A 14175-nucleotide genomic window follows, 5' to 3' on the forward strand; every position below is an offset into this window, starting at 1 on the left:
AGGAGCAGACGTGTCTCCCACATCCCAGTCCCGCGGACCAGCCGTCCGGCGTGCCGTCCCCCTGCTCGCCCTCGGCGCACTGATGGCGTCCCCGCTCGCCCTCGCCGCCCCGCCTGCCCATGCGGCGGAGACCCTGCTCTCCCAGGGCAGGCCCGCCACCGCCTCCTCCCAGGAAGGGGACGGTTACGCCCCCTCGGCGGCCGTCGACGGCAACCTCACCGGTACCCGCTGGGCCAGCCGCTGGAGCGACCCCCAGTGGATCCAGGTCGACCTCGGACAGCGGTCCGACCTCAGCCGGGTGGTCCTGACCTGGGAGGGCGCGTACGGCAGGAGCTACCAGATCCAGGCGTCCGACGACGGCACGGACTGGACCACCCTGAAGACCGTGACCGGAGGTGACGGCGGCACGGACGAGATCGCCGTCACCGGCTCCGGCCGCTACGTCCGCATGCTGGGCACCGAGCGCGCGGGCGGCTACGGCTACTCCCTGTGGGAGTTCCAGGTGTACGGGACCACGGACGGCACGTCGCCCGCCACGGGAGCGGTCAAGGTCACCGGCTCCCGGGGGAACTGGCAACTGACCGTCGGCGGACAGCCCTACACCGTCAAGGGCCTGACCTGGGGCCCCGCCATCGCGGACGCTCCCAAGTACCTGCCCGACGTGAAGTCCATGGGGGTCAACACCATCCGCACCTGGGGCACCGACGGCGGCACCAGGCCACTGCTGGACAGTGCCGCCGCGAACGGCCTCAAGGTCGTCAACGGCTTCTGGCTGCAGCCCGGCGGCGGCCCGGGCTCCGGCGGCTGTGTCAACTACGTCACCGACACCACGTACAAGACCAACATGCTCACCGAGTTCGCCAAGTGGGTGGAGGAGTACAAGAACCACCCGGCGACCCTCATGTGGAACGTCGGCAACGAGTCGGTCCTCGGCCTGCAGAACTGCTACAGCGGAACGGAGCTGGAGGCGCAGCGCAACGCCTACACCGGCTTCGTCAACGACGTCGCCAAGAAGATCCACAGCATCGACCCCGACCACCCCGTCACCTCCACCGACGCCTGGACGGGAGCCTGGCCCTACTACAAGCGCAACGCACCCGACCTCGACCTGTACTCGATGAACTCCTACGGCGACATCTGCGGCGTGCGCGAGGACTGGGAGCAGGGCGGCTACACCAAGCCGTACCTCATCACCGAGGGCGGACCGGCGGGGGAATGGGAGGTGCCGGACGACGCCAACGGCGTGCCCGACGAGCCGACCGACGCGCAGAAGGCCGAGGGCTACACCAAGGCCTGGGACTGCGTCACCGGCCACCGGGGCGTCGCCCTCGGCGCCACCCTCTTCCACTACGGCGTCGAGCACGACTTCGGCGGCGTCTGGTTCAACCTCGTGCCCGACGGACTGAAGCGGCTCTCCTACTACGCCGTGAAGCGGGCCTACACCGGAACCGCCGGCAACGACAACACCCCACCCGTCATCTCCGGCATGGCCGTCAGCCCGGCCTCGTCCGCCCCGGCCGGCGGCGAGTTCACCGTCCGCGCGGACGTGCGCGACCCCGACGGCGACCCGATCACCTACAAGATCTTCCTCAGCGGCAACTACGCCAACGGTGACAAGCGCCTCGTCGAGGCCGCCTGGCGGTCCACCGGCAACGGCACGTTCGCGGTGACCGCTCCCGAGAAGCTCGGCGTGTGGAAGGTGTACATCCAGGCCGAGGACGGCCGCGGCAACGCCGGCATCGAGACCAAGTCGGTCAAGGTCGTCGCCCCGCCGGTCACCGGCACGAACGTGGCGCTGCACAAGCCCACCACCGCATCCTCCTTCCAGTCCTCCTACGGCGACTGCCCCTGCGAACCCGCCAAGGCGACGGACGGCCGGGCCGACACGCGCTGGGCCAGCGACTGGAGCGACCCGCAGTGGATCCAGGTCGACCTCGGCTCGGGCACACCCGTCCGCAAGCTCCAGCTCGTCTGGGACCCCGCCTACGCCAAGTCCTACGAGGTCCGGGTCTCCGACGACGGCACCACCTGGCGGACGCTCCACTCCACCACCACCGGCAACGGCGACGTCGACACCATCGACGCCGCGACGACCGCACGGTACGTACGGCTGCACCTGACGGCGCGTGGCACCGGCTGGGGCTACTCGCTGCACGAGTTCGGCATCTACAGCTGACGACGGCGAAGGGCGCCCGGCGTCGCCCTTCGCACCCAGGCGGCTGTCACCACACAGGCACCTCGGCGGGCAAGGAGGCCCCATGAGACCACGTTCGAAACTCCCCGCGCTGCTGCTCGGCACCGCACTTGTCGCCGGCGTCCTCGGCGTCGGCACCGTCGCCACGGCGGCCGGCCCCGACGCCCCGGCCGCCACGGTGGCCGGCCACGCCGGGCACACGATGGCGGTGTCGACCCGGGCGTCCGCCGACGACCCCGACGGCGACGGATACATACCGGCCGTGCCCCAGGTCACCGGCGTGACCCCGTCCACCGCGACCCCGCCGCCGCGCTACCACAAGGAGTTCCAGGCCAACTGCTCCGTCACGCACACCGCGCCGGACGACCCGATCATCTACCCGGGCCAGCCCGGCAAGTCCCACGACCACACCTTCATGGGCAACACCACGACCAACGCGGGCAGCACCACGGCGAGCCTCTACGGCGGGAACACCACCTGCAACGCGCCGGCCGACGCCTCCGCGTACTGGATGCCCTCGCTGTACAACGGGGACAGGAAGATCCTCCCCGTCGGCCCCCAGGTCATCTACTACAAGTCGGGCATCACCGACTACACGAGCGTGCGCCCGTTCCCCCGAGGGCTGCGCTACGTCGTCGGTGACCCCCTGCAGAGCGCCCAGCAGTTCCGCAGCCACAAGGGCTTCGTCGAGGGCTGGGAGTGCGGCGACAGCTTCTTCAACGTCGACTTCCCGGCCTCCTGCCCGAGCCGTCCCGACGTGCAGCTCAACATCCGTTTCCAGGCGCCCAGTTGCTGGGACGGCAAGTACCTCGACACCCCCGACCACAAGAGCCACATGGCCTACCCGGTCGTGAAGCCCGGCACGAACGACAACATGTGCCCGGCCTCCCACCCGGTCGCCCTGCCGATGATCGAGTTCAAGATGGCCTTCCCGGTGAACGGCGACATGAGCCAGGTCCGCCTGGCCAGCGGCCGCGGGTACTCCTTCCACTACGACTTCTTCAACGCCTGGGAGGAGCGGACCCTCAAGGCGCTGGTCGACCACTGCATCGTCGGTGGCCTCCAGTGCGACACCCGCGGCTACGACCAGAACCACCCCGAGCGCGGAGCGGTGCTGAACGCCGACCACCGGCTGCCCTGACCCGGCCGGAGGCCTCAGGGCCCGACGGCACCCGCGCGCCGCGGGTGCCGTCGGGCCCGTGCGCCGTTCGTCGACGGTCCGGCGGGGCGGTCAGGCGCAGCGGTCAGACGCGGCGGTCAGGCGGAGTCGCGCACGACCAGTTCCGGAGCGAAGATCAGGGTGCGGGGTGCGGTGCGGATGCCCCGGACTTGTTCATCCAGCATCCTGGCCATGGCCGCCGCCATGTCCTCCACCGGCTGGCGCACGGTGGTCAGCGGCGGCAGGCAGGTCACGGCGGCGCTCGAGTCGTCGAACCCGACGACGGCGACGTCCTCCGGGATGCGCCGGCCCGCGTCCCGCAGCACCTGGCAGGCGCCTTGAGCCATCAGGTCGTTGGCCGCGAACACGCCGTCCAGCGCGGGATGGTCCCGCAACAGCGCGGCCATCGCGGCCGCCCCGCTGTCCAGGCTGAAGGACCCCTCGGCCGCGGGCACGTTGTCGTGGCCCGCCCGGGCCAGGGCGTCACGGAATCCGGCGAGGCGTGCCCGTCCGGCCCGGACCTCCGGCGACGTGCAGATGGTCACCACGCGGCCGCAGCCGCGGGCCAGGAGACGCTCCCCGGCGAGCCGTCCCCCCGCGTAGTGGTCGAGGTCGACGTGGCTGACCGGTGTGTCGCGGGCGGGACGTGCGAACAGCACCGTCGGGACCCGGGCGGACAGGAGTAGCTCCGGCAGCGGGTCGTCCGGCTGGACGGACACCACCAGGGCGCCGTCGGCACTGCCCTGCCGCAGGTAGTCGACCACCTGCTCCCTGGCCACCGCCGACTCCGCGAACAGCAGCACCGGTTGCAGGGCGCGTGCCCGGAGATACCCCACGACGCCGTCGACGACGCGCCCGAAGAACGGGTCGGCGAACACACGGCCGGCGAAGGCGTCGCCCGCGCCGGAGATGATGAGGGCCAGGCTTCCGGTGGGGTGCCGGGTGACCAGCGCTCGTGCCGCGCGGTTCGGCGTGTACCCGGTCCGTTCGATCGCGCTGCGGACCAGCTCCTGGATGCCGGGGTCGACGTTGCGCACACCGTTCACCACCCGCGACACGGTGGCGCGGGACACCCCCGCCTCGCGCGCGACGTCCTCGAGCGTCGGGGCCTGCCGCTTCATGGGGGCACTCTAACCGCGGGCGTTCCCTCGGTGCGGGCCGGTGTGCCGGGCACGCCGGCCCGCGGCTGCGCGGCGGTTCAGCCGCTCAGCACTCACCCCGCCAGACGACGCGGGTGATGGTGAGTCCGGGCTCGGCGTTGGCCTTGTACCGGCCCGGGCCGGGGTTGTAGTGGAAGCAGTCCGTCGACGGCTGTCCGCCCAGGTACGACGTCACATCGACGTGATCGGCACCCGGGTAGACCACCCCGTTGTTGAAGATGGAGCCGACGCCGAGGCTCCCGGACCAGTTGCCCGCGACCCTGAGCAGCAGGGTCCCGGTCTGGTCGGGGCCGCTGTAGGCGCAGAAGTAGCCCTTCGGGCACCCCGGCGGATTGGGTTCCGCGGACGCGCCCGGTGCGGCCGCCAGCACAGCGGCGAATGCGGCGGCCATCACGGCACCGGCAGCGGTTCGTGTGCGCATGCCCTTGTTCCCCCTGTTCTTGGTCGCGAACAGCGTCACGGTGGCGCACGTCGGCAGGCCGCCCTCGACGGCCACCCCGTGTCACACCCGTCGAACCTCGGCACATCTGCCACAGCTGTCCCGCACCCGGGGCTGCGGCAGTCCCGGACCGAAGTCGGGACCGAGCGTAGTCAGGAGGACCCGGTCCGCGGTCCTGACATCTGTCTGGATGCTTTGGTGTGAACCCGAGATGTCGTACGTGCGTTTGATGCGGCGCATCCGGGTCATCCGGATGCCATGCCTGCCTCCCGGCGGGCAGAGCCGACAGGGCCGAGCACGACAGGGCACATGCACAGAGACGACGGGTGAGACGAGGGGTGAGCGCGATGACCGTCGCGGCACAGCAGGGAGGCGGGGGCGGTTCCAGCGGCCTCTACGACGTTCTGGAGCTCATCCTCGACCGCGGGCTGGTGATCGACGCGTTCGTGCGGGTCTCCCTCGTCGGTATCGAGATCCTCAAGATCGACATACGGATCGTGGTGGCCAGCGTGGACACCTACCTGCGCTTCGCCGAAGCGTGCAACCGTCTCGACCTGGAGGCGGGACCGCGCAAGCCCGCCGGACTCACCGAACTGACGGGGAAGATCACCGAGTCCGGCGCCAAGGGCAAGACCAAGGGCGCACTGTCCGGTGCGGCGGAGACGATCGCCGACGCCTTCCAGCAGGCCCGTGACGAGGGCCGGGAACGCCAGGGCACACGGCGCAGCGGCTAGCCGGCGATCACGCCCCGCCGGCCGCGCACTTGGCGGCTCCGCTGCCGCGTGGAACGGGAACGATCTGAGCAGGCCTCCGGCCCCCCTCCGCTTCGGAGGGGGGCCGGAGGCGCATGCCTCAGCGTCGCGCGCGGGCCGCGGACGCCCCGCTGGGCGTGCCGGTGATCGTGAACTGTGAGCCCGGCTCTATCAGTACGCTCCCTTCGGCCGAATCGATGATCGTCACGTTCGTCAGGGTGGCGCTGCCCCGGGCCCCGCTCATCGCGAGGATTCCGGAGCCGTTGTTGGAGCCGTCGATCCGGACATCGGTGATCTTCACACCCGGCATCGCGCCGCCCCCCGTCTTGAACTGGATGCCGTCGTACGTCGAGTCGAGGATCTCGGTGTCGCGGATGGTCACCCCCGGGATGTCCTGTCCCTGCGCGAAGAGGGTGATGGCGCCGAACTCCTGCGCCTCGTTCCAGAACGCGCCACCGGTGCGGTGCAGGGCGTTGCCGGAGATGAGGGTCTGCCCGGAGAACGGCAGGGGGTCGTGGTCGGTGGCGAGCATGATGCCCGGGTAGTTCATCGTGTCGGCGATGACGTTGTTCTCGATCGTGTTGCCGTAACCGCCGTACACCGCCACGCCGTTGGCCCGCCACGGCAACTGGATGGTGTTGTTGCGGAAGTGGTTGTCGTGGCCGATGTCCACCGAGGTGTCCTTCACGTACTTGCTCGACCAGACGGCGAGCGCGTCGTCTCCGGTGTTGCGGAACGAGGAGTTGTACACGGTGGAGTTGCGGGTGCCGTTGGCGAAGTTGATACCGTCGGCGTAGGTGTTGCGGATCCGTACGCCGGAGAACTCCAGCCCGTCGCCGGGCCCCCACAGTTCGGGGATGTTGGAGTAGTCGCGGCCGGCCCACACGCCGACGTTGGCGTGCTCGATCCACACGTTGCTGATCTTCGTGCCCTTGCCGAAGCGGCCGTTGAGGCCCACGCCGCCCTCGGCGTTGCCGTCGCCGCCGCGGATGGTGCCCGAGCCGAAGATGGCGATGTCGGAGATCTGCGTGTTGTGGTCGATGTCGAAGCCGAAGTTGCCCTCGTGCGGGTGGTTGATCCCGCCGGCCTGGTGCGGCGGGGTGAGCGTGTAGAGCTGGGAGTGCCACATGCCCGCACCCCGGATGGTCACGTCCCGGATGCCGACCTGGTTGAACTGGCCGCGGTTCAGCGGGTCGTCGGTGAGGATCTTCTGTTCCTGGCGCCACTGCCCGGCGGGGATCCACACACAGGGGATCCGGCCGTTCTGGTCGGCGGTGACCGCCCGCTGCAGCGCGTCGGTGTCGTCGAGTCCGTCGTTCGGGACGGCCCCGTACTCGGTGATCGAGGTGCAGTCGGCAGGCTTCTCGGCCGGGGGTGCGACCTGCTCCAGGTCGACCAGGTCGATGACGTGGAACGCGGCGGTGTCCCCGGCGTCCCGCTGCAGCCGGAACCTGGTGCCGGCCGGGTAGGTCTGCGTCAGCAGGGCGTGCGACTCGTCGAAGAGCCGCCGGGCATCCCCGCCGGGGGTGTTGGTGAGGCCCTCCGGATCGTCGGTACTCCCGTACAGCCAGCTGTGCTTCGACGACAGCGTCAGCTTCCGTACGAAGGTGCCGTCGGCGTACAGGCTGATGGTGGCGTCCGCACCGCCGCCGCGCGCCGCGTCCGGAACGGAGTTGCGCACCACGATGGAGTTGGACGGCGCGGTCGAGGTGACTTCGACGAACTCTCCGGGCGCGTCGAGCCGGACGGACTCGCGGCCCGACGACTCGGTGGCGAAGTTGGTGTGCCCGAAGGTCCGCTTGGCGTCGGCGGTGAGCAGCGTGCCCTCGTAGCGGCCGTCCTCGGCCTCCAGTTCGGTGTAGGGGACGGCGGCACCCCGCCCGACCACCAGGGACTTGGTGAGCACGTTGTTGTTCTCGTTGGTCTCGTCGACGACTCCGGTGGCGTCGGCGGTCGCGGCGAGCGTGACACCGCCGCTGGTCGCCCGCCACGTTCCGTCGATCGCCACGTTCACGGTGGCTCCGGCCGCCACCTGAGGAGTGGTGCCGTTGAGGGCGATGGAGCCGGCCTGCAGGCGGGTGACGGAGCCGCCGGCCGCCGCGGTGGTGCCGCGGTTGTGCACGGCCACGTTGAAGGAGACGGGTGAACCGGCGGCCGGGTTGGCCGGGTTGGTGGTGATGCCCTTGACTTCCAGGTCGGGACCCGGGGCACGGGCGACGACCAGCCGGGTCGCGGCGGTGCGGCTGTTGTTGCTGTCGTCGAGCTCGGCGACCGTGCCGCGCGGGTCGACCGCGGCGGAGACGGAGTAGTCGCCGGCCGGCCGGGTGCCCGCGGCGACGGCCACGGTGGTGGACGCACCCGGGTCGAGCGCGGGTACGTTCCCGCTGCCGGCGACCGTGCCCTCCAGACTGGCCTCGACGGTGGTGGCGGCCGAGCGGGCGGTGCCGGCGTTGCGGACGGTGGCGTTCAGGGTCACCGCGTCCCGCTCGGACGGCGCGGTGGGCGTCCAGTCCAGACCGGTGACGGTCAGGTCCGGTGCGGGCGCGGATGTTCCCACGACCTGGAACTCGGCGACCTGGCCGCCGGGAGCACCGGTGTTGGAGAAGAAGCGCAGCCGTACGTCGGACGCGCGGCCGGTGACCGGGATGGTCACGGAGTTGCTGTCACGGGACGGGCTGAACGCGTAGTCCGCGCGGTCCTTCAGCGAGGTGAAGCCGCTCGCGGACTGCTCACGGCCCAGCACCTGGATGCTCTGGGTCCGCGGCCCCCACACCTGGTCCGGGTTGAGCTTCACCACCACCGCTTCGAGGTCGGCGTCGGCTCCCAGCTTCACGGTGAGGTCGGAGGGGTGGCCGGCCGCCTCCCAGTAGGTGGACGTGGAGTCGTCGGTGGCGTTCGCGGCGACGAATTGGTGGACCGACGAGGTGGCTTCGACCGGCTTGTTGCGGGCGAGGTTGGTGCCGGCGGGCGGGGGAGTGGTCCCGCCGTCGTCGCCGTGCACCTCCAGCTCGGAGAGCTGGGCCGCGTTCCAGCCGGTGTTCCCCGTGATGTGGACCCGGACGTAGCGCGTCTCGGTGGGGGAGGCGAGCTCGACCGGGACGATGTTGGCCCGGGCCGGGTCGAACGTCCGGTCCGTGGAGGCCGACAGCGCGCGGAAACCGGTGCCGTCGGTACTGCCCTGTAACGACAGCGTCTGCTTGCGGCTTTCCCAGGCGGCGGGCAGCTTGAGCACCACCCGGTCGACCGTGCGGGTCGCCCCGAGGTCGACCTGGACCCACTGCGGGAAGGAGCCGGCCGGCCCCTCCCAGTAGGACGCCTGGACGCCGTCGGTGACGTTCACGGCGGTGTACGGGCCGTTCGAGCCGCCCGCGGTGGCCGGACGGCCGAGTGCGAGGTTGGCGTCGGCAGCCGCCTCCGTCCGTCCGGTGTCATCGGGAACGGCGGCATGGGCGTGCGACGAGAAGGCCAGCGGACTCAGCCCGGCGGCCACGAGCGCGGCCATGACGGCACCGGTCACCGACCGGCGGCCGTGGGGTCTCCATCTCATGAGGTCCTCAGTTCCGTGGGATGCGGAGCGCGACTCGAGCAAGGCTTGTACGCAAATTCAGCGGATCAGTCGATTTTTTGCAGAAACCTCGCCAACAGATTTCTAGCGCACCCCTGCTTTGTCAACGTCCCCGGAACATACGAAAGTTGCCCGCAAGCGACTTGCGTTCCTTGCGGCCACTTACGTCCCCTCTGAGGAGGGGATACGTGAAACGGCACGGCAGTCCGCGGCTCTCCATCTGCAACTCGATGACGGATCGACGCAAAGGACCGCTCGGCAGGGAGGCGATGAGCGCCTGCCGGTACAGGCTCGTGGACAACTCCGAGTACGGCGGCTTCTGGTACGGCAGCTGAGCGCTCGACGCGACGACGGCAGGCGAGGAGCGGCCGTACGAGAGGGGATGGTGGTCGGCGCGTACTGCGGTTGCGACCTGTCGAATCCTGACATCTGTCAGGGATGCGGCCCGTTCGGCGTGGTCTACGTTCGAGGCGCTCACTCGGGGATACGCCAAGGAGGAGACAGTGCGCAAAGCCGTTCTGGCCGCGTTCGTGGCCCTGGCGGCCGTGCTCGCGGTAGCACCGCTCGCCGGCGCCGAGCAGTCCCGGACTGTCGCATGCTGCGGTCCGACACCGCCCGGCTGGCCGTAAAGCGCTCATGAGCAGGCGTGTGCCGCCACGTCCGCCCGCGGAAACCGTGTCCTGGCCCGGTAGACGGGCCAGGACACGGGTGGTTTCAGGCGCGCAGCGTCGTCAGTGCGCTGTTGTACGCCTGCGCCGTCAGCACCGGGTGCCGTGACGAAGTGGCCCCGGACGGCCAGGACACGGTGACGCGGCTGGACTCGCCGGGCAGCAGCCACAGGTAGTTGTCGCTGTACAGCGTCGGCAGCACCCGGCGGCCCCGGTCTTCCTCCAGCAGGGACAGCCGGACCATGGCGGCCACCGCCGACCCGCGGTTGTGGACCGTCGCCATCAGCTCGTGACGTTCCCCGGAGCGCGACACCTTGCTGATGTCACCGGTCAGCTTCACCTGCCTGACCTTGTTCAGCGTGCGCAGGGCCGAGCTGTCGCGGTAGCGCCAGTAGGTGTTCCGAGACACCTCCCTGCCCTTCGCGTCCGTCAGCGTGAGCCGCAGCAGATGCAGATCCGGGAGGTCGTCCGTCCACCCCGCCGTGAAGGCCTTCGCGGTGGCCGCACGCGCGACGTCCAGCCGGGCCGTCCTGGTCGTGCCGAGCCGACGCCCGTCCAGGTCGAACAGCCGGGCGCTGACGGTCGCTCCGCGCAGGTCGCTCGACGTGTGGTTGACGGCGAGAACCTGCCAGTTCACCGGATCGGCCTGGACGTGCAGCGGTTCACAGGCCGAACGGGCGCCGTAGTACGTGCCGTTGACGTCGAAGTCGTAGTCGTACGTCTGCCACACCGTGCTGTGCCAGGCCGGATGGGACATCCACAGCATCAGGCCGGAGGCGTTGTCCCACAGATGGGCGTTCCAGGCCTCGAACATGGCCCGGGTGTTCTCGTAGTTGACGAACTGCGCCTTGCGCGCGAAGTCGTCGAGGTCTCCCGACTCGCCGAGGCGTGCCTCGATGGCCGCCTTGTAGTTCTGCGGAGCCTGGTTCCCGCGCTCGCTCCAGTCGTGGTGGTACCAGGCCCCGCCGATGGGCCACTCCGGCTCGTCGCCCGTCATGGCACGGACGCTGGCCGCGGTGGAGACCACCGGCATACCGATCTCGGTGTGGAAGCCGAAGTCCTTGCTGCCGTACGTCATGGGGTCGAAGTACTTCTCCGGCTCCACCCAGCCGTACGGGCCGCCACCGGTGACGATTCCTCCCGCCGAGTTGTTCTGGTACAGCAGACCCGGCACCTGGTCCTGCACCGCGTCGCGCATGCCCTTGTCGATGGCGGCCGGGGGATTGCCCTCGTTCGCGCCGCACCAGACCACCACGCTCGGGTGGATGCGGTACCGCAGCACGGTGTCCCGGGCGAGCGAGATGAACGCCTCGCGCTCCGGCGGGTCCATGCCCCACGCGTTGGGGAAGTCGTTCCAGACCAGAATGCCGTGCCGGTCGCAGGCGGCGAAGAACTCCTCCCGGTCGCTGCTGCCCACCCAGTTGCGGATCATGGTGAAGTTCATGTCACGGTGCATGCGCACGGCCGCGTCCATACGCTCGGCGGGCATCCGGCGCAGCAGTTCGTCCCAGCCCCAGTTGCCGCCGCGGGCCAGCACCCGGATCCCGTTGACGCTGATCTTCAGCGGATCGGGGGTGTTGACCACGGACTTCACGTCGGTCCAGGACTCGCCGTCGTCGGACACCTGGATGACGTACGTCTTCGGGTACGCGCTCTCCCAGACGACGGCCACGCGGTCGAACGCCCGCGAGGACCCGAGGTCGACCTGGATCCACTGGTGGTCCTCGTACGCGGAGGACCAGCGGGTGCCGGGATCACCGTCGGTGGCGTGGGACGCGGGGTGGTCGGACTCCTCGGTGGAGGCGGTGGCCTGCCGGCGCAGGGCGAGATCGGTGCCCGGGTCACTCCGGTCGATGACGCTGAAGGTCCACAGCGAGTTGCCCCAACTCGTGTTGCGCAGGCCGCAACTGAGACGGACATAGCGCGCGGTGCGCCGGTCGAAGTCCTCGACCTGGAGACTGGCGTTGCCGTTGCCGAACGGCAGCGGGACGGCCCCGTTGTCCACGGACTTCACATCCGTCCAGTCCGAACCGTTCGCCGAGACCTGGACGACGAAGGTCTTCGCGTACGCCTGCTCCCAGGTCAGGTCGACGCGGTCGAAGGACTGCGTGGAGCCCAGGTCGACGCGTATCCACTGGTCGTCCTCGAAGGCGGAGGACCAGCGAGTGCCGGCGTCGCCGTCGGTGACGTTGCCCGCTCCGTGGTCGTCCTGGTCCGTGGTGGACGCCTCGGCAGGGGCGTGCAGGGCCAGGTCGACGCCCGGCCGGGCGCTGTCGCCGACGGAGAGGGCCCACAGGGAGCTGCCCCAGGAGGTCGCGCGCGTCAGACAGCGGATCCGGACGTGACGGGCCTGCTGCGGGTCGAAGGTCACGGTCTGCGTGTAGGCGTCACCGGACGCGGTGAACGGCAGCGGTGTGTCGTACTCGTAGCCGAACTGGCGGAGCCCGAAGCGCGTGGTGCGCCGGTCGCTCTCCCGGCCGTCGACTGATGCCGTCAGGGTGAGGTCGTGCAGGTGAGGTTCGCCCAGGCCGTTGGGCCACCACAGCTTGGGGTCGCGCACCCTCAACTGGGCGTAGGCGTCGGGCCCGAAGACGACGTCGACGCTCTGACCCGCCTTCACGGTGACGCTCCGGGAGACCCGCACGCCGTCGAACGCCGCGGTGACCGTCGCCCGGTGGTCGCGGTCGCCGGCGTTGCGGACCGGCACGACGACGGTCACCTCGGCGACCGACACGTCGGGCAGGTTCGGCAGAACGGTGTCCACCCGCGGGTCGCCGATGACGACGTGCCCGGTCGACCGGAGCCGCACGTGGTTCCAGATGCCGGCCGCGCGGTCACGTACGGCCGGCATCCAGTCCCAGCCCGAGGAGGCCAGATACGTTGGGGAGTTGAGGTTCATCTGCTGTGCGCCGGCGTCGACCCAGGCCTCGCCCGCTGGGCCCTTGTCACCCGGGCTGCCGGGCACCGGCATCGGCGTGATCCGTACCGCGAGCGCGTTCTCGCCGTCCGCGTCGAGATGCCCGGTGACGTCGAAGGCGGAGCGGGCGAACGGGTAGGTCAGATCGCCGACCTGCCGGCCGTTGAGCCACACGTCGGCCTTGTGGTTGACGCCGTCGAACTCCAGCCAGACATGCCGTCCGGCGCCGGTCCGCAGCCCTTTCGGCAGCGCGAAGTCCCGCTTGTACCACCACGCGTGGCGTGACAGGGCTTCCGGAATGCGGAGGTTGTTCAGGCCCGCCACGGGGTCGGGCAGTCTGCCCTGCTCCACCAGCGAGCCGAGCACCGTGCCGGGAACGGTCGCGGGCAGCCATGTGCTGGTGTCCACGGAGGTCGTCGAGAGACCGGCGCCGTCCGCGTCGGCCCAGTCGTCCATGGTCAGACGCCAGCCCGACTCCACGGGCACGGTCTGGTCCTCAGCGACCTGCAGCTTCGGCGCCTTGCCGGGATGGGAGCCCCAGTCGGTCCAGCCGCTTGCCGAGGGGCGACGGCCCTCGGCGGTGCCGTACACCTCGAAGCCGTTGAGGCCGAGGGGCAGGGGGCTGGAGCGCTTCTGTGAGGTCATGCGCACCCAGCGGGCCCGGGCCGGGCGCGGGAACTGGACGTTCACCACCCCGCCCGTGCCCGCCGTCGTGCGGTAGGCCGTGGTCCAGGACTCGTTGTCGAGGGAGGTCTCGACCACGAAGACCAGGGAGTAGCTGGACTGGATCTCCTCGCCGGTGGTGCCGCTGTGCACATTGCCGCTGGTGGGGGGCGTGTACACCGGGTCGGAGGCATCCGCCTCGAAGGTCAGACGGACATGGGTGACCTCGCAGGTCCCCTGGAGGTCGACGGCGATCCACTGCGGGTCACCTCCCTCGGCGCGCCATCCGCTGCCCCTGACGCCGGGGGAGGCGAGGCGGTCGACGACGAATGAGCCGGGCGTGGCGGCGTATGCGGTGGAGGAGACCGAGACGGGTCGGTAAAGGGCCAGCTCGCCGGGGGTGGCGGGTGCGGCCGGTGCGCCGGTGGGGGCGGCAGCAGCATGCGGCGCGGGAAGCACGGAACCGAGGCCGAACCCGGCCAGCAGCGTGGTCCCCGAGGTGACAACGGTCCGTCGCGACGGAAGGCGCGACGGACCCGAGAGATCGGTCATGAGTGTGACGTCCCATCAAAAAGCGCAAGCCGAACCGGCTCCGCACGCCCCGCGCCGAACCGGATGACAACGTTGCCAAAGGCTGTGTCGCCCAGCGTTCCCTGTC

The 14175-nt window shown here is 70.3% G+C and carries 7 protein-coding genes; 3 read left to right on the forward strand and 4 right to left on the reverse strand.

Annotated elements, in window-relative coordinates; genetic code table 11:
* The first annotated feature begins 82 nt into the window (after window positions 1-82).
* Window positions 83-2176, forward strand: coding sequence for a discoidin domain-containing protein (locus CHR28_RS01860; RefSeq protein ID WP_256984093.1), 2094 nt, complete (start codon window positions 83-85; stop codon window positions 2174-2176).
* Window positions 2177-2258: 82 nt separating this feature from the next.
* Window positions 2259-3335, forward strand: a complete 1077-nt coding sequence (locus CHR28_RS01865; protein WP_094051609.1) for a DUF1996 domain-containing protein — start codon at window positions 2259-2261, stop codon at window positions 3333-3335.
* 116 nt (window positions 3336-3451) lie between these two features.
* Here CHR28_RS01865 and CHR28_RS01870 read toward each other — a convergent pair whose 3' ends face one another.
* Window positions 3452-4474 (reverse strand): LacI family DNA-binding transcriptional regulator, encoded by a 1023-nt coding sequence (locus CHR28_RS01870; RefSeq protein WP_094051610.1) that lies wholly within the window; start codon window positions 4472-4474, stop codon window positions 3452-3454.
* An 85-nt stretch (window positions 4475-4559) separates the two neighbouring features.
* Window positions 4560-4934 (reverse strand): peptidase inhibitor family I36 protein, encoded by a 375-nt coding sequence (locus tag CHR28_RS01875; RefSeq protein ID WP_094051767.1) that lies wholly within the window; start codon window positions 4932-4934, stop codon window positions 4560-4562.
* A gap of 365 nt (window positions 4935-5299) precedes the next feature.
* Between CHR28_RS01875 and CHR28_RS01880 the strand changes: the two genes are divergently transcribed.
* Window positions 5300-5686: a gas vesicle structural protein GvpA gene (locus tag CHR28_RS01880; protein WP_094051611.1), complete on the forward strand. Its 387-nt coding sequence runs from the start codon at window positions 5300-5302 to the stop codon at window positions 5684-5686.
* Between the two features lie 118 nt (window positions 5687-5804).
* Here the strand turns inward: CHR28_RS01880 and CHR28_RS01885 are convergent, their stop codons facing one another.
* Both CHR28_RS01885 and CHR28_RS01890 read right to left on the reverse strand, forming a co-directional pair.
* Window positions 5805-9251: a CARDB domain-containing protein gene (locus CHR28_RS01885; protein WP_094051612.1), complete on the reverse strand. Its 3447-nt coding sequence runs from the start codon at window positions 9249-9251 to the stop codon at window positions 5805-5807.
* Between the two features lie 732 nt (window positions 9252-9983).
* Complete coding sequence (locus CHR28_RS01890) at window positions 9984-14069, reverse strand: discoidin domain-containing protein (RefSeq protein ID WP_094051613.1); 4086 nt, start codon at window positions 14067-14069, stop codon at window positions 9984-9986.
* Window positions 14070-14175 lie beyond the last annotated feature (106 nt).

The sequence above is a fragment of the Streptomyces sp. XY006 genome (assembly GCF_002237655.1).
GTDB lineage: Bacteria > Actinomycetota > Actinomycetes > Streptomycetales > Streptomycetaceae > Streptomyces > Streptomyces levis.